The organism is Streptomyces coeruleorubidus, assembly GCF_008705135.1.
GTDB classification, from domain to species: domain Bacteria; phylum Actinomycetota; class Actinomycetes; order Streptomycetales; family Streptomycetaceae; genus Streptomyces; species Streptomyces coeruleofuscus.
On sequence record NZ_CP023694.1, the window covers coordinates 1 to 20,121 of the forward strand.

Consider the following 20,121-nt stretch of genomic DNA (forward strand, 5'->3'; position numbering starts at 1 on the left):
GGCCCCACCCACCGAAACCCCACCACCCACTCACAGATCAAAAGCCCCTGTACTACGTGGGCGGCAGTGCGCAGAACACCCGTAGCCGTAACCGGGTCTGCTCCACCGGGTGGGCCGCGGCTAACGGGGACGCCTCCGCCCTGGTGGACGCGGCCGACGCGCTGAACTGTGACGAGTTCGCGTTCGCCTCCTCCTACAACAGCGGCGGCATGTCGTCCGCTGAGGGCGGCCTGAACCCGCCCTGCTCCCGGGCGGGAGCACGCCCACGGGTGCGGCGTGTATTGGCACCTACGCCATGAAGCACGGCAGCATGGTCCACCTGTTCTCTCTGAACGGCACCGACCCCACGTTCAGCGAGGTGTGCGGCCGGTCGGCTATCTCCGGCATGCACAACCAGGAATCCATGGGCAACCACTTCGCGACGTTCATGCGGGACATGCGGATCATGGACAAGGATGCGTACTGGCTGGACACGCGGATGGATGACGGCGGCACGTGCAAGTACGGCATCGGTGGCGGTCAGCCGGTGATCTGCAAGCTGGCCGCGAAGTAACACCCTTGGCCACAAAGGCAGTGGCCCCCACCCTGCGATCAGGGTGGGGGCCGGTCTCATGTGCGCGGCAGACGGTCAGGCCGGGGCGATGAGGACGCCGGGAAGGTCACCGGCCTTCACGACCTCCTGGTCGATGGCCACCCCCGTGTAGGCACCCACGGCATCGAACACCAGCTCGGACAGGCGCTCGCCATACTCCTCGAAGTACGCGACGACTTCGGCCTCACTGGCCTCAGGCATCGACGGGAACACCGCGCCCGCGGCGCTGAGGGCGGCATCGAGGGCCGAGCCCTGCCCGGTGTCGGTGCCGAAGTCAGCCCGGAACGCGCAGGCCTCGGGCGCATGGATGATCACGGCCGGGGGGCTGAAACGGTTGGCGGTCAGGCAGAGGATCTCCTCGCCCTCGCAGGGAAGCATCGACTCGACCTTGCCCTGGTAGCCGGTCGCCCAGGTTGCCATCCCCCACTCCTCCAGCACGTACGTCCACTCACCGCACGTGCCGTACATGGCGCGGTTGAACTGCGGGGAGGGCTGGCCCGGCTGCCCGGCCGGTGCGCGCAGCTCCCTGCACGGGGTGCGCGCGGCCAACTCGTCGAGGTCGGCGCCCAAGTTGATGAGGAACTCGTCCGTCTCCACGCCTCGGGCCAGAGTCAGCGAGATGCCGCCGAGCATGCCGGGCACGGCCGATGGAGAGGTGTGGTGGTGTTCGCCTATCCACGCGATACCGTCACTCATGCCGGTCAGAGTATCGACCTGATACTGACGGCGATCCTCGTGGCGGCAAGTGATCCGGTTCACCGAGAACGTCCTTCAGCAGGAAGGCGAAGACACCATCGACACCTGAAGACGATGCGCACCGAGCACCTGGAGCGGACGCGCGCGGCGTATCCCGGTAACGGTGCGCACCTGGCGCGCGGCCATGGCTTTGTCAAGCGCGGCCTCCTTGGCGAGCGTCGTCGGCCGTACGGGCAGGGCGAGGTCGATGCGGTACAGGTACCCCAGCCGGGTGCAGGCGCGCTGCGGGAAAGTCGCGCGGGCCTTGCAGCGCAGGATCGCGACGGCTCTTGCCCGGGGCGCAGTTGCTGGGCACGCAGTTGGCGGCGCGTGGCCAGCCCGTCCGGGGCGGTGCGCCAGTCGTACCTGGGGTAAGCCCTGCGGATCCGTAGGCCGTGCACTGTGTTGGCGCCGGGGCTGTGCGCGTGCGGTCACCTCGTCTCCCACAGGCCGGGGCGGTGCGGGCGCGGCCGGCCAATTGACACACCTGCAGCATCGGTTCATCGCAGCCAGCATCAACCTTGCGCGCATCGGCACCTGGCTCACGGATACGCCTCGAGCGCGTACGCGAGTCTCACACTTCAGCCGTCCGAGATCGGCAGTTGGCGCATCTTGAACAGCCGATCCAGTTGTCCTCTAGTGCGGAGCCGGCGGAGTACGCAGCACAGCCCTCACTAGGGTAAGAAACTCCCGTCGATGCCTCAGTGCCACCTGCTGAGCCCCGTGGAACGCCGTCGACGTCGGTTCGGACGCACCTAGGATTCGGTTCAAGGCTGCGGTTTGCATTCCATCGAGGTGATCCACCATGCGGCCTGCGGCGTCAGCAACGTTGTCTGGGCCGAGCAGCAGCACCTGCTCCGCTGGTCCGCGGACTGGTGCGGGGGCATACAGAACACGTTCTCCAGCAGCCTCCATAAGGCGTTCACGTTCGGTGGTTGATGTCGCCTGCTGGCTCTCCCCAATGGCCTTCACCTCGTCTTTGAGCGACTTCACGACTTGATCCCACGCTGTCAGGAACGTCACGTACGCGTCCTGGCGTTGACCGCGCAGCCACTGACCGTGTTCCACTCGTGCTTGATCACTCACTTGGGCACGTCCGGCTCGGTACGCAAGGACGCCCACCACGATCGTTCCAATGATGGTCACCACAGATGCAGTGACCGTCCCCCAACCGTCTGTCATCGAGTCATCGTGCCGCAGACTCACTGACAGGGTGGTGGATTCAGCAGCACTCTCTTACTCGGCGATACGGAGGGGCACATCGACTGCACCACACCCAAGGCTCCGGTCGTATCGTGAGTACGTGGTACGGGGCACTCACGCAGACGTAACGAATGCTCGGATGCAGGCTGTCAGTCGCCCCTTGACCGGTGGTGCAGCCCCCTTCCTCAGACTCGTGACAACCCCGGCGCCTGCATAACTGGGCTGCAAAACCCCTGGACCAACGTGCGTTTCTCCTGGGCCACGCGACCGATCATCCGGGCGCGCCGGGGCCCTGGCCGGTGCGGGGCTGGTGCGGGCGGTGCGTCCTCTGCTCGTCTGGTTGGTGCGCGCGCGGCACGCCACCCGGGTCCTGGTGCGCAGGCTCCGGGTTCGGGTGCGCAGGCTTGCGCACCCGTCGGCGCGCCTCGTCTCCGACGGTGGCGCCGTGCCTGACCGGCGGATCTGGTCGGCGGTCAGCTCCAGGGCCTCCAGGTCGGTGCGCAGGGCCGCGAGGTCGGCCGCCGGGCGCGCCGCCGTGGGCGGCTGTTCCTGGGCGAAGAGGAGCAGCCGCTTGTGCGGCGCGGTCGGTTGGTGCGCGGCCGGGCCGTACAGAGGGGGCGGCCGGTGCGGCGCGCGGTGCGTAGCCGGCCGGTGAGGACGCGTGTGGCGATGACGGCGCGGTCGTGGCGCAGCGGCACGCGCGGGACCCACTCCCCCGGCTCCATCGGCAGGAAAGGCGCGGCCGGGTCGGCGGCCGGCTTCCGGTCCCAGCATGGCGCGGCGGCCGGTGTCCGGGATGGCGGCGGGCCGGCGGGTGCCCAGCGTGCGATGTAGAAGCGGTAGCCGGGTTCCTCGCCGCGCTCGGTGCGGGCCTCGGTGATGTCGGTGCAGTGCGCGGCGAGCGCTTCGTTCACGATCCGGTTGTCCAGGCCGGGTTCGCGGCGGCGGCCGGGTTGGACCAGGGCGAGGTGTCGGCGGGTTTCGGCGAGGAGGTGGATGCTGGTACGACCGCCATCTCGGCGCTTCCTGCTCCTCACTTGGCGAGTGGTGCCTTCTTGCCCATCTGGTTCTTCCGCGCTTGACCCGGCGGTCCGGTCGGAGCCTTCGCCCTGCTCTTCCCTGCTGTGACGGGCGTTGCCTGCTCAGAAGTGTTGGGCGTCGAGGCGGGGTGGGTGGCGGGCCGTGTGCGTGTTGGGAGTGGCTCGCTCATGGGCTGAGCGGGCGCGGAGGGGCCGTGCGCGGGCGGGGCGGCCGATGCGGAGGGCGCGTCATCGTTGTGAGCCGGGGTGTCCGAAGGGATGGAAGGGGCGGCCTGATCAGGGGCGGATGGGGCCGCTTCTGGCCCTGCCTTGTCTGCGGCGTCGGGATGTGAGAGGCCGTCGGTGACGATCAGGCCTGCGGCGACGAGCGCGGCGAGGGCAGCTGCCGCCCCACGCGTTCGGAGGCGGCCGCGGACGGTCCCGGACCGACTCCCTTCCTCATGGAGACCTGTTGAGGCGCTCGGACTCCAGGGCGCTTTCGCGGCGGGGGACGAGCTCCGGTGTGTGGTGTCGGCCTGGTCCTCGGCTGCGGGCGGTGTGACGCTGAGCGCGGGCCGGGCACCGGGCACGGCAGGGTTTGCCGTGTTCGTTCCGGCGAGACGGGTCAGGACTTGAGCGCAGTGGCGCGCCGTGGGGCGATCTTGTTCTTCCAGACTCGTCATGTCCCGCAGGAGGGTGGCAAAACCGTCGGACAGGAAGTCCGGGAGGGCCGGCCGGCGGTGCAGGCGCGCTATGGCGGACTCGAGGGGACCGCCGTCGTACTCAAGTCGACCGGTGAGGCTCTCGAGGAGGACCAAGCCGAGGGCATAGATGTCAGCGGGCCGGCCGACGGAGCGGCCCAAGACCTGTTCAGGAGAGAGATAGGCCGCCGTGCCGGTCAGGGTGCCTGTGGCAGTGCGGGTGGTCGCATCCAGCAGCCGGGAAATGCCGAAGTCCGTCAAATGGGGATAGCCGGAGGAGTCCAGGAGGATGTTGGACGGTTTGACATCCCGGTGGACGATCCCCGCCTCGTGGGCGTGAGCCAGGGCATCGGCCAATGCCGCGCCGAGCGCTGCAGCAGCCTCGCACGACAGGGGAGCCTCGGCGATGCGAGATTTCAGGGTGGGCCCGTCGATCAGCTGCATGACCAGGAAGGCATCGCCGTCATGGTGCCCGGCGTCGAAGGCGGTCACCAGTCCCGGATGCTGCAAGCGCGCCAGGATCACAGCCTCGCTGCGGAAAGCATCCTCCGTGTCGAAGCCGGTACCGGCGCGGAAGACCTTCACAGCAACCGGCCGCCGCAGCCGCAGGTCGAATCCGCGGTGTACGTCAGCGGCGCCACCCGAACCGATCAGCGCATCCAGACGGTAGCGGCCCGCCAGAACCCGGGTGCAGCCTTGAAAGGCCCGGACGCCCCGCACCTCGCGCAATCCCACCTTCGATCTCCCCACTCCGCGCACTCGCACCGCTCGGACGCCCGTCGTCGACGGGCCGCCGAACGCAGGTACCCGTCCATCCGCCGCTTGCACAACAATGGGTGGTGGCCCGCCTGACCGACCGTCGGGCCGGACGGCGAGCACCGGGTGGGACAGCGCTACGGGCGAGGACGCGGCCCACGGAGGACCGTGGTGCGGTTCGCGCAGGTGGATGAACACCAATCTGACACACCGCCACTGATGCCAACCTCGTGCCGTAATCCGGCATAGAAGTGACACACCAGCCTCAACGCCACAGCGGCGACGTCGTCCGGGCTGGCGATGACGCTGTGAAGTGGCGGCTGAGCGACACGGGCCTCTCACTTCCACACGGCAGTCAGATGGACGGAGTACGTCGCTCCGGCCGACGTGCCCGCCGCCGCTATCCCCTGACCGCCACCAGGTTCCCTGGCAGGCGCTACACAGGGATGCGCCCGGCGATGTCACTACCGGGGTCGTCCAGCAAGGCGAGGCGGGCGGGCCGCACGGGCAAGGGTAAGGAGCTGGACGTGGCGCTCGAGCTGATCGACCCTCTCAGCGGCCCGTGGGACCCCTCCCGCTACCACGACACCTACCAGTAGAAGGTGCGACAGTTGGCGAAAGCCGAGGGCCAGGAGACGCGGCGCCGAAGAGCCCCCTCAGGCGACGAATGTCGTCGATGTTCGCGGTGGACGAGAAGCCGCAGATCCAGGCTCTGGAACGGACCGCACCGGCGCTGCCGATGCTGCCCGCAGTGCCCGAGCGGCGCAGCTTCGACTACGTCCGGCACGGCACGGTCGATCTGTTCGCCGCCCTGGGCACCGCGACGGGCAAGGTGATCGCGAAGCTGTCCGCACAGCACCGCGCCGTGGACTTCCGGGACTTCCTCGACGAGATCGACCGCCAGACCGAGCCCGGCCTGGCGGTCCACGTGATCTGCGACAACCTCTCCGCCCACAAGGCGCCGGTGGTGCACACGTGGCTGCTCGCGCATCCCCGCTTCCACCTGCACTTCACCCCCACCTACTCGTCGTGGATCAACCAGGTCGAGCGGTGGTTCGCCGAGCTGGAACGGCGCTGCCTGGAGCGAGGAGTGTTCTGCTCACTGGACGACCTCAAGTCCGCACTCGAGGACCGGATCAAGGTCTGGAACGACCAGGCCAGGCCCTTCACATGGACCAAGACCGCCGATCAGATCCTCGACCGCATCTGCCGCTACTGCTCACGCATCTCCGAACCGGCTCACCAGGACTGGGAACGCAGGAAGGGCGGCCACTGGACGATCACCCGTGACGGCGGCGAGGCGCTTGGCTGGATCGCGCTGGGCGGTATGGACTGCGACGACGGCATCGCCGGCGTCGGCTGCTGGGTGCTCCCAGCCGCCCGCGGTGCCGGTGAGCGCATTGGCGCCTCCCTGCATCCGCAGGTGACAACCCGTCAGGCACTCTCTTGGAGTGACCGGAGCGAAGCGACGTAGTCATAGGTTTGGAGCCGGCCAGACGCTGTGGTGCGAGCGCGGAGAGGGACCTCACTCCTCGACGTCGACCACGACCCAGTCGCTGATTTCCTTCCACTGGCGGATCGCCTGCTGGTGGAAGGGGTGGACGAGATAGCGGTCGACCGCCTCCATGTCGTCCAGGAGTCCTTCGACCAGGAAGTCGTAGGCGATGTCCCGGGTGGACACGTTGCGCCCGTAGCGCCATTCGCGCAGGTCCGGCACCTCGCCTCCCACCTGGGCGGCGGTGCGTTCCGCTCCCATGGCCCGCGGGTCGGCCCAGTCCACCCCGGATTTGAACTTGAACAGGACGACGTGCCGTATCACGACGCGGCCCCTCCAGATTGCGCGGCGGCGGGCTGTAACGTGCCGGCGCCCCGGCACAGTTTGAGGACGCTCATCGCGATCTGTGTCCCGCACTCGCCGAGGCCGTCGCGGTAGCGGGCGAGAATCTCCATCTCCCGGGTGAACACCGTGCGCGGGCCACCGGCATCGGTGCGGAGCTTCTGGATGCCCGAGGACACCCGGGCGCGCTGGGTGAGCAGTTCGATGATGTGTGCGTCGAGCGCATCGATCGCGTCGCGCTCCTGTCGGATGCGGGAGGTGCTGTCGACCATCTCGGTCACGATGGGGCTCCTTTCGGTTCACTTGCTCGGTGTCATGGGTGTACAGGCCGGGAAGTCGGTCAGTCGCCGGGCCGCCTCGCGGAGCCGTTCCTCCGGGGCGAGCAGGCTCACGCGGACGTATCCTTCGCCGTGCTCGCCGAACCAGCGGCCGGGTGCCACCGCCAGGTGGGCGCGGGACAGCAGCTCGTCGGCGAAGGCGACGGATCCCCCGCTGCCGGGTGGTACCGGCAACCAGGCGAAGATCGAGCGGGGTGGGTCGACGGACCATTCGGAGCCTTGGAGTCCGTCCAGGAAAACGTTCCGGCGCCGTTCGTACGTCTTCACCAGGCGCCGGACACTGTCCTGGGGTCCGGTCAGGGCCGCGACCGCCGCCCGCTGGATGAACGGGGGGAGCGAGACGTAGTAGTGCTCCTGGAGGAGATTGATCGCGGCGATGACGTCTCGGTGTCCGACCACGGCACCGATCCGCCAGCCGGCCATGTTGTAGGTCTTCGACAGGGAGATGAACTCGACGCCCACATCCTTGGCGCCGGCCGTCTCCAGAAAGGAGACGGGGGTCTGCCCGCCGATGTCCAACGCCCCGTAGGCGAAGTCGGATGCCACGATCACGCCGTGCTCGGCGGCGAAGCGGACGGTGTCTTCGTAGAACCCGTGTGGGACCGTTACCGAGGTCGGATTGTTGGGATAGTTGAGGAACATCAGCTTGGCCCGTTCGCACGTGGCCGGGTCGAGGGCGGCGTAGTCGGGCAGGAAGCCGTTTTCCCGCAGGAGTGGGAGGGGATGCATGCGGGCCTGGGCGAGGAGCACGCCCGCCCAGTAGTCGGGGAAGGCGGGATCGGGCATCAGGCACACGTCGCCTGGGTTGAGGATGCACTGGCTGATCTCGACGAGGCCGGCCTTCGCGCCGAACAGGATCGCCACCTCGGTCTCCGGATCCAACCGCACGCCGTGCCGCGTCGCGTACCAGGCGCTGATGGCGTCCTTGAGTTCGAGCAGCCCGGAGAAGGCCGGGTAGCGGTGGGTGACGGGGTCGAGCACTTCCGTGCGGAGCGCCTCGACAATGTGCTGTGGCGTGGGCAGGTCGGGATTGCCCTGGCACAGGTTGATGACGTCCTCGCCCGATCTGACCAGGTCGTCGACCCTGGCTCCGGTCGTCGCGAACGAACTCCTCGGCAGGCTTCGGAGCCGGTTTGCCCACTTGGTCCTCACGTGTCCTCCCCTTCGCTTCCTCCCTTCGCCCGGGACACCGCCGCAGGCTCGGGGCTGCTTGTTGCCGCGTTGGACGCCCAACCGCTCAGGCCGGCGGCGACGGCTGTGATGCCGGCGCAGGCGCACCCCACGGCGAGGAAGCCGTGCGCCGTGAACAAGGGGGCGAGCGCGGCGGCCCCCGCGGCCACTGCGACATTGGTCGCGAGGCTGTAGAAGGCCAGGATGGTTCCTCGGTGGCGCTGTGAGCTTTCGCTGAGCAGCGTGCTGAGCAGGGTGACGACCAGACTCTGCAGAATGCCCCAGCCGAAGAGGCACACCGCCAGTGGTGCCGTCCAGTGGATGAGCAGCGGCACACCCACCAGCGCCGGCACCAGCCCCGCCAGCGAGAAGGTCAGGACGCGCTCCTTGCCCCACTGGTCGGCGAACCTGCCCGTGACGAAGCTCGAGGCGAACCCCAGTCCGTAGAGAAGGATCATGACGCCGGTCAGGGAGCTGCTGGAGCCGTACCGGTACTCCAGGGCGGTGCCGAGAAACGTGTACAAGCCGTACCAGCCGAGCATCACCAGGAACGTTGCCAGCACGTACGCCGGCACTCTCGGCGCCAGGAAGGCCCGGGTCACCGACCGGGCCCATCCCACCGACGGCTCGGGGCTCTCCTCCGGCACGGTGTGACCTCCGGTGCCGGGCCGCCGACCGCCGCCCATACGGGGCATCACCGACAGGACGAGGACACCAAGCAGTGACAACAGGCCGAAGGTCCACCGCCAGCCCGCCCACTGCCCGACGAAGGCCCCTATCGGCACGCCCAGCACCAGCGCGAGCGACCAGCTCGACACAAGGATGCCCATGGCCTTGGCGCGGTGCTCGTAGGGGATCTGGTCACCGACGAAGGCGTAGGCAGTGGGCACGAAAGCACCCGCCGCCAGGCCGGCCAGCGCCCTGCCCGCGAAGAACACGCCCGTCCCCGTGGCAAACGCGCAGAGCACCGTGCCCAGGATGAACACCGCCATCCCGATCGCCAGGCTGAGCCGGCGCGACACCCGGTCGCCGAGGGGCGCGAAGAGCAGCGCGCCGACCGCCGTCGCGGCACCGTAGACACTCACTGACAGCGCCATGACGCCGACCGTCGTGTCGAACGACGTGGCCATGCGCATCAGCAGCGGTGAGACGACCAGTTCCTCCGAGCCGACCGCAAAGATTCCCGCCATCAGTCCTGAGACCGTCAGCAGGGGGAAGCCGGGCGGGTTCCCTCCGCTGCCTTGTTGGTGCGACACTCCAGCAAGCCCTTCCCACGCCGATGCGGCTGTTCAGCGGATCGGGTCCGCTCTCACAGGCACGTCAACTGCCCGCCGTCGACCGAGATCTGCTGCCCGGTCAGGTAGGACGCCTCGTCCGAAGCCAGGAACCCGATGACGGCGGCGACCTCGTGTGCCTCGCCGGGGCGGTCCATGGGGATCGGCTGTCTCATCCGGTCCTCCGCGTCCGCCCGCGGGATACCAGCGGTCCGGACCAGGTGGTCCATGGCCCGGTCGTACCGCCGCGTCCGGACGGTGCCGGGGTGGACGCAGTTCACCGTAACGGCGTGCGGTGCGTACCAGCTCGCCAGATACTTGCTGGCATTGGCGACGGCCGCGTTGACCAGACCGGAGAGGAACAGGCCGTGGGCGGGCTCCTTCCCGGCGTTGCCGACGATGTTGACGATCCGCCCGAAGCCGTTTCGGATCATGACCGGCGCAGCGGTTTTGACGGTTGCCAGATACGGCACCAATTTCTGCTGCATCGCGGCCCTCACGTCGTCGGCTCTGATGTCGTCGAGGGATCCTGGTGACGGGCCGGGCGCATTGTTGACGAGCACGTCGATCCTGCCGAACCGACGGTCCACCTCGCCCGCCAGTTCCTCGCAGAAGGACGGCTCGGTGACGTCACCGGAAATCACGTGGGCCGTCTTTTCGGCGCCCGCCTCCTCGACGACCTCCTCCAGCGCCGTGCGACTGCGGGCACACAGGACCGTCACATATCCTTTCGCGTTCAGGTGCAACGCGGTGGCCCGCCCGATGCCCTGGCTGGCCCCCAGAACGAGCGCCACACGTGTCACTGGGTTTCCCGATCGGTGTCCTGTTCGTTTTTCCGCCTGGTTTTCTGTCCGGGAACCCGATGGTAGCGAGGCGGGATGAAAATGTTGACCGAGCGCGCCACGTCGGCGTGAGGATTCACGGCGCCGTGTCCCTCCTGGCTCGCACAGAAGTACGTGCCGCCGAACCGCAGCTCGTGGCTGGATTCCTCGACCGTCATGTCGTAGCGCCCTTCCAGGCACACCCCTATCTGTTCGTGGGAATGCCGGTGATAGGGCATCTCGCCGCCGCCCGGGATGTCCGCGATCATCAGCTCGATCCAGTCGGCGACGAAGAAGGTGACGTCCATCCCGACGAACTTGCGCGATTCGAAGGGCTCGAGGAAGTAGTCGCTCGGCGCGGGATAGATCTCGCCCGGCTTGCTGCGTCGGAGCTCCAGTAAGACGGCTTCGGACTCGGTGGGGTTCACAGCCGAGAAGCTGACGCCCGGAGGGGCCACGCAGACGTGACGCTCGGGTTCCATCAGCCGGGTGACCTCCCCGACCGTCGTGGAGATCCGGCCCTGTACGACCATCGCGACCTGCGCCTGCCCGATGGGTCGGCCCGGGACACGGGCGCCGGGCGGTAAGACGGAAACCCTCACCTCCGTGTCGTCGCGCCAGTAGGACTCCACCCGCACCCCGTCATCGTGGAGAGCCACGTCGGCGGCGGGGAAGTAGCGTCGTTCCTGTACGTGGGTGGTCATGTCAGTCCTTCCTCCTCGCGAAGACAGTCCATGTCATCGGAATCCGCGAGAACTTGTAGACGAACTTCAGGTGGTGCTGCCGGGCCGCCTCCTCGTTCGTGATGGCGACGTTGTACCGGCCGTCGGCCACATCACAGGCCGCCTGGCTCGTGGAGTCGGCGGTGGCCATCTGCAGGGGCCGGCCGAGGTGGTAGCGCACCAGCGGAATGGGCGCGGGGTGCGAAACGACGGTTTCACTCTCGAGCAGTTCCTCGCGGAAGACGAAGTCGTCCCGGATGGCCAGGCCGTACTCCGGGGTGCTCCCACGGAAGACGATCGCCGGTTCCAACCCGGGGTGCATGTAGAAGGCGTTGATGCCGGGATAAGCGTGCGCAACCAGGACCAGATCGACCCGGCCTTCTGTGAGCGCGTCCACGCATCGCTCGTACGTGTCCTCCAGAACGATCCGTAATCGCGCGCCGTCCGCGACACAGTGCGACATCATCTGGGCCACGTACTCACTGCTGGTCCCGGCTGGCCCCAGCGTCCCCAGTTGTAAGGAACCTGATTCGTCGTCGGGAATGCGTGCGATCAGCTCTTGCCTTTCGACATCCGGAATCCGGAGTATTTCCATACTCCACTCCCCCTTCAGGCGACGGGAAGTCGCAGCTCACATCGCCGGTGCCCAACCAGATGTTCAACACGGTAACCGTCTACTTCCTGAGACCGTCAAAAGCCGTCGCTTCTTTCCGGCCACCCACCCCCCTGCCGCCGCGCCTGTCACCCAACGTGACAGGCACCCATCTCACTTCACTGACCTGGCGCCTCCGGTTGCGCAACACAAACGCACAGTTAGGTTGTTTGCCCCCGAACCACACGGGTACTCACCGCCGTCGGCGGTACTGTGTATCCGCGCCGTTTTTCACCAGACGCACAGACCGGCACGAGATGTGTGGTTGACCAAAGAGGGACCTCAGAAAGCTCCGGGTTGGCAGTCGCTTTCCAGCGATCTACAGCGCCTCGGTGAAGGCACCTGTCCGGGTATCCCACACTGATGGCACCGAGAACGAGGCACGATTCCTGGACCGCTCGCGGACGCGGTTGTGGACGGTCGAAGTACGCGTCAGCTGACCCGAAGACCGACCGCCAGCGTCAGTTCAAGGACCCGGTGTGGCGAGGCGAGATCCGGAAACAGCTCCCGCAGCTGCGACATCCGGTACCGGACTGTCTGAGGATGGACGAACAACGCCGCCGCCACCTCGTTCCGCCTGCCCTGGTGCAGCAGCCACGCCCGCAACGTCTCCTCCAGTCGCTGTGCGGTCGCGACAGGCAAGGTCCGCAACGGTGCCAGGGCTCGGGCACGCAGGTCTGCGAACGCGTCCGCGTCGGCGCTCAGCACCAGCTCGGGCAGGTGGTCCTCGGTGTCGCGGATGTCAGAGGAGAGGGAGCGCGCGCGTACGGCTCGTGCGTACGAGGCGAACGCACGAGTCCATGGCCGGGCCGGGCCGACCACGGCGGTGCGGTCGGTCAGCTGCCGCAAGAGATGTGATCGGTCGGCATCGGGGACGAGCAGCACACCGGTGGCATCCGGCAGATCGTCGAGGACGAGGGTGCTCGGGTCGAGCGCGCGGTAGGCAGGCCGGGCCTGGTCGGCGGGCAGCAGGACCGCGGTCAGCGAAACCGGAGGCTGCCACCCGGCTCGTTGAGCAGAGGCCAGCAGCACGTCCGGGCTCGCGCCGGCGAGGAGGTCGCGGGCCAGGTGTTCCAGGTGGCGCTCGTGGGCCCTGCCCCGGGCGGCCAGTTCGTCGGCGTGGCCCGCGGCGCTCGCGGCGGAGAGCTCGTCGATGTAGGCGAAGGTCAGCTCGGCGAACTTGGCGACCTCGGCGGCGGGCAGACCTGCGGGTACGGCACCCGCTGCCAGGCATCGCCAGGCCACGCGGGCGCCGACGCGGTATGCGCTGAGCAGGGCGTCCATCGAGCGACCGTCGCGCACCTCGCCGCGGCCCAGCTCGTAGGCTGCGTCACCGGCGTCGCCGCCTGTGGCGTTCCCGCTCGCGAGGTCCAGGTAGTGCCCCAGTGCGGTGCGGACGGCTCGGCGGATGGTTCCGCCCATGCTGCCCGAAAGGGCGTTGGCGTAGGAAGGGACCTCGTCGATGATCGCCTGGACGACCTCGTCGGCGGTGGTCTTCAGCGCGGCCCGAAGTGCGGTGACCGTCGTCTCATCCAGGGCCAGTTCGCTGGCCCTCCGGATTGCATGGCTCACGTTTTGTTCCCTGCAGACAATTCAGCCGACCAGATTCACGTCCTGCGGTCAGGACTTTACGCCTTGAGGCGCAGCAAGCTGGAGTCATGACGAGTACTGCCCTGCGCAGCAGGGCGTGGAAACTGCTCGAGATGGTCACGACGCCCCTGCTGCCGTCGGACTACCTCGACCTGGTCAGCCCGCTGCGTGCGGGCGCTGACCTGCGTGGGCGCATCGAGGCCGTGCACCCCGAGACGAATGACGCCGCGACCATCGTGATCAGGCCGGGACGGGGCTGGCGCGGCCACACAGCCGGTCAGTACGTGCGGATCGGGGTCGACGTCGACGGGGTGCGCCTGTGGCGTGCCTACTCCCTCACCTCCCCGACAAACCGCCAGGACGGCCGCGTCACGATCACCGTGAAGGCGATCCCGGACGGCAAGGTCAGCAACCACCTGGTCCGCAGGGCGAAACCGGGCACGCTGATCCAGCTCGACCAGCCGACCGGTGACTTCGTGCTGCCACAGGCAAAGCCCGCCAAGGTGCTCTACCTGACGGCCGGCAGCGGCATCACGCCCGTGATGGGCATGCTGCGCGACACCGAGTTCGACGACGTCGTCATGGTCCACTGCGCGCCACAGCCGCAAGACGTGATCTTCCGCAACGAACTGCACGACCTGGTCGCGCACAAGAAACTGCGGCTCACCGAGGTGCACACCGACACAGACGGCATGCTCGACGTCGCCCGTCTCGACGAACTCGTGCCCGACTGGGCCGAGCGCGAGACCTGGGCCTGCGGGCCCGCGGGCCTGCTCGACGCCGCCGAAGAGCACTGGGCCGGGCACGGCGTCCAAGAGCGCCTGCACACCGAACGCTTCCGCCCCAGCACCGTCGTCACCGGCGACGGCGGCGAGGTCACATTCAGCGCCACCGGCAAGACCGTCGACGCGGACGGCGCCACACCGTTGCTGGACATCGGCGAGGAGGCCGGCGTGCTCATGCCCTCCGGGTGCCGCATGGGCATCTGCTTCGGCTGCGTCACGCCGCTCAAGGCGGGCGCCGTCCGCGACCTGCGCACCGGCGAGATCACCGAGGCCGAGCCCGGCGTCCTCATCCAGACCTGCGTGTCCGCCGCGGCGGGCCCCTGCGACATCGAACGGTAGGAGCACCTTGACCGCCATCGACCCCACCGCCCATCTGACCGCGGAACAGATCGAGGAGCTCGGCCGCGAGCTGGACGCGATCCGCGACGAGGTGATCGCCGACCGCGGCGAGAAAGACGCCGCCTACATCCGTAAGGTCATCTCGGCGCAGCGCAAGCTCGAGCTGGTCAGCAGAGGCGTGCTGCTGTTCTCGATCTTCCCGCCCGCGTGGCTGCTCGGCACCGCCGGTCTGTCCGTCGCAAAGATCATGGACAACATGGAGATCGGCCACAACATCCTGCACGGCCAGTGGGACTGGATGCGGGACCCGAAGATTCACTCCACCACCTGGGAATGGGATCACGTCTCGCCGGCCGACCAGTGGAAGCACTCGCACAACGAGCTGCACCACACGTACACCAACGTGATCGGCAAGGACAACGACCTCGGCTACGGCATCATGCGCGTCGACGAGGACCAGAAGTGGCACCCGTTCCACCTCGGCCAGCCGCTGTGGAACTTCCTCAACGCCTGCTTCTTCGAGTACGGCATCGCAGCGTACGACCTGGAGCTCGGCAAGAACCTGAACAAGCGCCGCCGCAAGAACCCGGAGTTCCGCGCGCGGGCCAAGGCCGTCGGCCGCAAGATCCGCAAGCAGGTGCTCAAGGACTACGTGATCCATCCGCTGCTGTCGGGCCCGTCGTTCCTCCCCACGCTCGCCGCCACGTTCACTGCGAACCTGGTCCGCAACATCTGGACCCACTCGGTGATCATGTGCGGGCACTTCCCCGAGGGCGTACAGGTCTTCGAGCGCCGGTCGATCAAGGGCGAGACGCGCGGCCAGTGGTACCTGCGCCAGATGATGGGCTCGGCGAACATCAGCGGCAGCAAGGCCATGCACTTCATGACCGGCAACCTGTCGCACCAGATCGAGCACCACCTGTTCCCGGACCTGCCGAGCAACCGGTACGCCGAGGTCGCGGTGAAGGTGCGCGCGCTGTTCGAGAAGTACGAGCTGGAGTACGTCACCGGGCCGCTGCCCAAGCAGGTGTTCTCCGCGTGGCGCAAGGTCTTCCGGCTCTCGCTGCCGAACAAGAAGCCCAAGGTCAAGGCGCCGGACCGCGAGCAGGAGCTCGTCGCGGCCTGATTCCCGGTATCGGTTAATCTTTCGGCCGTACCGGCGGCACTGCCGGGTTCGGTGACATCCGTTGCGGACGGTGGGCGACCGCGACGTCGGACCGTACGACACGGGATCCGGGGCAGCTCAGTGTCCGCCTGCGCTGCCTGGACGTGCGCCATCCAGGAGCTCAGCGCACAGCGCGCGGCGAGGTGTTGTGGTGCGCTGACCTGCCGTGGTCGGGTTGGTAGTTGGGTGCGTGCGCGCACTCGGTCTGCCCGCCCCTGCGCTGCTGCGGGGTAGGCGGGTGAGGCGAAATGGGATGGCTACCGTGCTCAGCTCGCCGTGCGCGGGCGGGCGGGTGCTGCTGCGCTCACGGCGCGGCACGGACATGACGGCCTCGTTCCCCGAGATCCGGGCGGCGGCCCTGGCGCAGCTGCCGGCGGACACCGGAATCGACGGCGAGCTGGTGCTGTGAGAGCGGGACAAGCTGGCGTTCGAGCGGCTGCAGCAGCGGCTCGCCCGGCGCGGGGCAGCTGCCGCTCAGGCGGCGCGGGAGTGGCCGGCGCACTTCGTGGCCTTCGACCTGGTCCAGCGAGGCGGCGATCTGACTGTCTGGCCGTACGCGCGACGCCGTGCGGCGTTGGAAGAGCTGTTCGTGGACCACGGCCTGACGGCGCCATGGGTGCTGTGCCCGTCGACGACCGCCCCGGCCCTGGCACAGGAGTGGCTTGCGTGGACGGCGGCCGGGGTGGAGGGGCTGTGCTTCAAGCGGCTGGTGGATTCCTCTCGCGGGGCGTGCGGTCGTGGCGGAAGTACAAGGTGCGGGTCACCACTGAAGCCGTGATCGGCGCGGTCACCGGGCCGCGTACCGCGCCCCGCACGCTGCTGCTGGGCCGCTACGGCCCGGCGGGCCGCCTGCAGTACGTCGGCCGCGGCACTGCACCGGGTGCGCTTCACCGGCATCGTCCGGGTGGTAGCTGGTGCTGGTGAGCGGCTGGCCGCTGACCGCGATGCGGGATGCGGGATGCGGGATGCGGAACAGCGTTGACCAGTTCCTGTTCGGCGCCTCCCAGCGGGCGGTGGAGAAACAGGCTGCGTCGCCGGGCTCCCGGGGCGGCCAGTGCCCCTTCCCCCAGTCGGCGGCGAGGTGGAGAAAGGCGGTCAAGGAAACAACCGAATCGCCGGTACGGCGAGCGGGACCGCGCTCAGAGTCTCGCCGGGGCGCGCTCCCGCCTCGTTGTTCAGGTGTCAGGGCCGCAGGGTCAGCACGAAGAAACCGGAACCGCTGTGGCGGAGCCCTGGCCGGCGCCGCCGGGGACGTGCCGGGTGAAGCGGTAGCACTGACCGACCGTTGTGCCCGGGCTGGAGAGCAGGATGGAGACGGTCACCGTGTCTGCCCTGCGCACCGCGCTCTTGACGTCGTAGGAACGCAGCCGTCCCGTGGGATCCAGGGCCTTCTGCACTCCGGCTCGCGTCAGGTCCTCGGCATACATGCTGGAGATGCGCGTCCGCGCGAGGCGTACCAGACCGCCGATCGCGGTGCCCGGACGACACACGTCGTCGTCCCGCTCGGAAACCCGCGACGTCCACGCCTGACCGGGGCGGTGGGTGTAGGTGACGACGAAACACCGGGTCACTTGTACGGACCCGCCACCGGGGAGCACAACCTCTTGGTCGTACCGGGTGGATCTCGCGGCCGTGGCGGTGAACTCGCGACGGGACGCGTCATAGGCGATCACGGGAGCTTCTGTGTGCCGCCAGATCACGCCGATGAGGGCGTCGGTGCCGGTGGCGCCGCTCGTGTCGAGTGCGCGGGCCGTGTCGTCCGCCGTGGCACGGGCCTGCTTCAGGATCGATGCGAACGCCCTGTCCCTGCGCTCACCGTTGACGTTCCCGTCGTGCCAGTGGCGATACCACAACCAGGAGACGAGGACGCCGAGAACGGTGATCAGCGCGATCAGGATGGTCAGGCAGCCGGTGGTCACGAGACGGTTCGCCCGCCTCGTGACCACCGCGCTGCCCGTCTCGTCAGCTGCCACTAACTTCCCTTGTACCCCATGTCGGCCAGTGCCTGGTCCATGACCCGAGCGAGGGTGGTCGGCATTCTTCGGGTGAAACGACTCCAGGCTGGCACAGACGTTCTCGCCGGGCCAGGGCAGGCGCGGGGCCTGGTTGGCGGGGTCCCCGGCGTGGAAGTCGCCGTCACCGTTCGGGCCTGGCGGACTCACCGACCGGGACGGGCTGCGGGGAGCCGCCCGGTTCGGTGCCCGTCAGCTCCAGTAGTCCCGGTGGTCCTGTCTGCGCCAGCGGTCGTAGTCGCTGTGCGGCGTGGGCAGCCCCAACTTCAGCCAGATGAGGCGACTGGCTCCATAGACCACCGGGAGCGCCGCGCCGACGACCAGGCTCCGCTGCTCAGACAGGTCGAAAACCTGGCGGACGGTGAAGTAGCCGATAGCGAAGATGATTCCGGCTCCAACGAGGTACAGCAGGAAGCTGACGAGGCCAACGCATGGCTCATCACGGCCCCCATCAACGTGAGCCAGACGAACGTGCCCAAGCTGATAGTGGCGATGATCACAAGCAACACCATGGTGCACAAGGCTACTCAGGGGCCGTGGCCTCGTCTGCTGACAGAGCGAGTACGCCTTCCTCGTGGCGGGCCCCGGCGCGGCTCCTGCAATGATCAGGGCCATGGTCGGTACGTCCCGGGCCGTGGTCGGCCACCCGTCACTGCATGGCCGACTGCGCGGCTTCTCAGTCCTCGTGCAGTCTGCCGGGACTGAGCACGCGTACGGACCGCTGATCTCGCCGCCTGGTTGTACCACATTCATCGGATTGTCCTGGGGCGGCAGTTGGGGTTTTATCGGAGGCGCGCCGCCTGCCGCCGCGACGTCCGGTGACCGCCCGGTCGACGCTGACGGCCGCCGCCGATGCCTGGCGCGCCGGGCATGCCGAGCCCCCGGCGGTGTCCACGTCCGCACGAGTCAAGGGGGAACACATCCATGCGAAGCAGACTCGGAGCCACAGCCGTGGCCGTCACCGCCTGCGTGTGCGCGGCGGCGCTGCTGGCGCCAACGGGGGCACAGGCGGCACCGCACGACCCGCACCGCGAGCACCACGGGAAGAAGCCGGGCGCCCGGCACACCGTCCGCCTCAGCCAGGGCGCCGACGGCGCGTCGGACGCCCCGTCGCTCAGCGCCGACGGCCGCTACGCGGTCTTCACGTCGTCGGCCTCCAACCTGGTCCCCGATGACACGAACGGCGCCCCGGACGTCTTCTTGCGGGACTTGAGGACCGGCCGCACCCAGCGTGTCAGCACCGACGCCGCCGGAGGCCAGTCCGGGCTCGGCGGCACCGAGGGAGCCATCAGCGCGAACGGACGGTACGTGGTCTTCGTGTCGGCCTCGACCGACCTGATTCCGGGCGAAGTCCACGACAAGCAGTCGGTCTACTGGCGCGACCTGCGGACCGGGGAAGTGAGGTACGTCGGCAACGACCTCGGCAATTACCTGACGCGGGCGCTGCACGCGTCCGTCAGCGCCGACGGTCGGTATGTCGCGTTCGCCGTGAGCGAGACGGTCCCCCGGCCGGGCGCGTCGGTCGCCGTACGCGACATGCGCACCGGGGAGCTGACGAAGCACCCGTTCACCCTGCACCGGGCCACCAGGCCGCTGCTCAGCGACGACGGCAGCGTCATGGTGTACACGAACAGCAGCTACTGGCCGTACGACAATCCGGCCTCCGACGTCAAGGTGGCCGACCCGCTCACCGGGACCCACCGGTCGCTGCACACCACGCCCGACGGCGCCCGTGGCAACGGCAGGGCGTCCCAGGCCGGCATCAGCGGCAACGGCCGCTACGCCTCCTTCACCTCGACGTCCACCGACCTCGGCCCCGAGGACACCAACGGCGACGGTTCCAACGTCTTCGTCCGCGACCTGCGCACCGACGCCCTGCGCATCGTCGAGGCGCCCGACCCCGCCCTGTCGACCGCCGACGGGGCGCTGAGCCGCAACGGCCGGTACCTGCTCTTCCAGGCGTTCGCGGGCACGTCGGACCCTGGCACCTGGTACCTGCGCGACCTGCGCAACGGCCGCACCAGAGTGGCGATCACCGACGCGGCCGGCACCCCGGTCCAGGCCGACACCGGGGACCGGCCGCTCGACGCCCGGGCTCGGACGGTGGCCTTCTCCTCCACGGCAGACAACCTGGCGCCGGGCCCGCGCAGCCCGAAAGCGGACGCCTATGTGCGACGGCTGCGCTGAGCTTGTTCTTCAAGGTCCGGCCGAACCTTGGAGTTTGGCCGTATGGAAGCTCGTCCCCGGAGGGCTCGTTCGGCACCATGATCGTGTGACGAACAACGAGGAAGCCGGCGTACCGTGCTCGATCTGGAACACGCCTGGACGTAGCGAAGAGCCCGGCGACGCGGCTGTGCACACTCGCGCCCAGAAACTGGCCGCCGTACTCCGGCCGTCGCAGGCCGACCCC

General features: G+C 68.5%; 22 protein-coding genes. 9 read left to right on the plus strand and 13 right to left on the minus strand.

Going from position 1 to position 20,121, the window contains the following annotated elements; all coding sequences use genetic code 11:
• Positions 1-295 precede the first annotated feature (295 nt).
• The gene (locus CP976_RS00005) at positions 296-553 is read left to right on the plus strand and encodes a hypothetical protein (protein WP_150478410.1); all 258 of its coding nucleotides are present in this window, start codon (positions 296-298) and stop codon (positions 551-553) included.
• A 75-nt stretch (positions 554-628) separates the two neighbouring features.
• Here CP976_RS00005 and CP976_RS00010 read toward each other — a convergent pair whose 3' ends face one another.
• From CP976_RS00010 to CP976_RS00025, 3 genes are all read right to left on the minus strand, one after another.
• Positions 629-1,288, minus strand: a complete 660-nt coding sequence (locus CP976_RS00010) for a hypothetical protein (RefSeq protein WP_150478411.1) — start codon at positions 1,286-1,288, stop codon at positions 629-631.
• A gap of 1,715 nt (positions 1,289-3,003) precedes the next feature.
• Positions 3,004-3,567, minus strand: coding sequence for a hypothetical protein (locus CP976_RS00020; RefSeq protein ID WP_150478412.1), 564 nt, complete (start codon positions 3,565-3,567; stop codon positions 3,004-3,006).
• On the minus strand, positions 3,564-4,985 hold the full coding sequence (locus CP976_RS00025) for a serine/threonine protein kinase (protein ID WP_150478413.1): 1,422 nt from the start codon (positions 4,983-4,985) through the stop codon (positions 3,564-3,566). The genes CP976_RS00020 and CP976_RS00025 overlap by 4 nt, the downstream gene beginning before the upstream one ends.
• Before the next feature lie 479 nt (positions 4,986-5,464).
• On the opposite strand from CP976_RS00025, the gene CP976_RS42690 reads away from it, so the two are divergent.
• Positions 5,465-5,605, plus strand: a complete 141-nt coding sequence (locus CP976_RS42690; protein WP_167537238.1) for a hypothetical protein — start codon at positions 5,465-5,467, stop codon at positions 5,603-5,605.
• 77 nt (positions 5,606-5,682) lie between these two features.
• A complete protein-coding gene (locus CP976_RS00030) occupies positions 5,683-6,480 on the plus strand; it encodes an IS630 family transposase (RefSeq protein ID WP_229876453.1) in 798 nt (265 codons plus the stop codon).
• A gap of 51 nt (positions 6,481-6,531) precedes the next feature.
• Here CP976_RS00030 and CP976_RS00035 read toward each other — a convergent pair whose 3' ends face one another.
• The 8 genes from CP976_RS00035 to CP976_RS00070 all read right to left on the minus strand — a co-directional run bounded on the left by CP976_RS00035 (position 6,532) and on the right by CP976_RS00070 (position 13,392).
• Positions 6,532-6,825 (minus strand): Dabb family protein, encoded by a 294-nt coding sequence (locus CP976_RS00035; RefSeq protein WP_150478414.1) that lies wholly within the window; start codon positions 6,823-6,825, stop codon positions 6,532-6,534.
• The gene (locus CP976_RS00040; protein ID WP_150485143.1) at positions 6,822-7,115 is read right to left on the minus strand and encodes a chorismate mutase; all 294 of its coding nucleotides are present in this window, start codon (positions 7,113-7,115) and stop codon (positions 6,822-6,824) included. The genes CP976_RS00035 and CP976_RS00040 overlap by 4 nt, the downstream gene beginning before the upstream one ends.
• A gap of 27 nt (positions 7,116-7,142) precedes the next feature.
• Positions 7,143-8,333: an aminotransferase class I/II-fold pyridoxal phosphate-dependent enzyme gene (locus tag CP976_RS00045; protein WP_150478415.1), complete on the minus strand. Its 1,191-nt coding sequence runs from the start codon at positions 8,331-8,333 to the stop codon at positions 7,143-7,145.
• Entirely contained in the window at positions 8,330-9,541 is a 1,212-nt protein-coding gene (locus CP976_RS00050) for an MFS transporter (RefSeq protein WP_229876455.1), read from the minus strand. Before CP976_RS00050 ends, CP976_RS00045 begins: the two co-directional genes overlap by 4 nt.
• A gap of 119 nt (positions 9,542-9,660) precedes the next feature.
• Complete coding sequence (locus tag CP976_RS00055; protein ID WP_167537239.1) at positions 9,661-10,419, minus strand: SDR family oxidoreductase; 759 nt, start codon at positions 10,417-10,419, stop codon at positions 9,661-9,663.
• Positions 10,420-10,424: 5 nt separating this feature from the next.
• A complete protein-coding gene (locus CP976_RS00060) occupies positions 10,425-11,150 on the minus strand; it encodes a cupin domain-containing protein (protein ID WP_150478418.1) in 726 nt (241 codons plus the stop codon).
• 1 nt (position 11,151) lies between these two features.
• Positions 11,152-11,763 carry a type 2 periplasmic-binding domain-containing protein gene (locus CP976_RS00065; RefSeq protein ID WP_150478419.1) on the minus strand — a complete coding sequence of 204 codons (612 nt, stop codon included), beginning with the start codon at positions 11,761-11,763 and terminating at the stop codon, positions 11,152-11,154.
• Positions 11,764-12,252: 489 nt separating this feature from the next.
• On the minus strand, positions 12,253-13,392 hold the full coding sequence (locus tag CP976_RS00070; RefSeq protein WP_150478420.1) for a PucR family transcriptional regulator: 1,140 nt from the start codon (positions 13,390-13,392) through the stop codon (positions 12,253-12,255).
• A gap of 86 nt (positions 13,393-13,478) precedes the next feature.
• Between CP976_RS00070 and CP976_RS00075 the strand changes: the two genes are divergently transcribed.
• From CP976_RS00075 to CP976_RS44430, 5 genes are all read left to right on the plus strand, one after another.
• Positions 13,479-14,534, plus strand: coding sequence for a ferredoxin reductase (locus tag CP976_RS00075; RefSeq protein ID WP_150478421.1), 1,056 nt, complete (start codon positions 13,479-13,481; stop codon positions 14,532-14,534).
• A 7-nt stretch (positions 14,535-14,541) separates the two neighbouring features.
• The gene (locus CP976_RS00080; protein WP_150478422.1) at positions 14,542-15,660 is read left to right on the plus strand and encodes a fatty acid desaturase family protein; all 1,119 of its coding nucleotides are present in this window, start codon (positions 14,542-14,544) and stop codon (positions 15,658-15,660) included.
• Between the two features lie 56 nt (positions 15,661-15,716).
• Complete coding sequence (locus tag CP976_RS43385) at positions 15,717-15,881, plus strand: DUF6207 family protein (RefSeq protein WP_229876510.1); 165 nt, start codon at positions 15,717-15,719, stop codon at positions 15,879-15,881.
• A gap of 71 nt (positions 15,882-15,952) precedes the next feature.
• Positions 15,953-16,108 carry a DNA ligase-like domain-containing protein gene (locus CP976_RS43390; protein WP_167537240.1) on the plus strand — a complete coding sequence of 52 codons (156 nt, stop codon included), beginning with the start codon at positions 15,953-15,955 and terminating at the stop codon, positions 16,106-16,108.
• Between the two features lie 27 nt (positions 16,109-16,135).
• Positions 16,136-16,477, plus strand: coding sequence for a DNA ligase-like domain-containing protein (locus CP976_RS44430; RefSeq protein WP_308430098.1), 342 nt, complete (start codon positions 16,136-16,138; stop codon positions 16,475-16,477).
• A 418-nt stretch (positions 16,478-16,895) separates the two neighbouring features.
• Here the strand turns inward: CP976_RS44430 and CP976_RS00085 are convergent, their stop codons facing one another.
• Positions 16,896-17,672, minus strand: coding sequence for a hypothetical protein (locus CP976_RS00085; protein WP_150478423.1), 777 nt, complete (start codon positions 17,670-17,672; stop codon positions 16,896-16,898).
• 231 nt (positions 17,673-17,903) lie between these two features.
• Positions 17,904-18,230, minus strand: a complete 327-nt coding sequence (locus CP976_RS00090; RefSeq protein ID WP_150478424.1) for a hypothetical protein — start codon at positions 18,228-18,230, stop codon at positions 17,904-17,906.
• A gap of 405 nt (positions 18,231-18,635) precedes the next feature.
• Between CP976_RS00090 and CP976_RS00095 the strand changes: the two genes are divergently transcribed.
• Positions 18,636-19,898, plus strand: a complete 1,263-nt coding sequence (locus CP976_RS00095; RefSeq protein ID WP_167537241.1) for a TolB family protein — start codon at positions 18,636-18,638, stop codon at positions 19,896-19,898.
• Positions 19,899-20,121 lie beyond the last annotated feature (223 nt).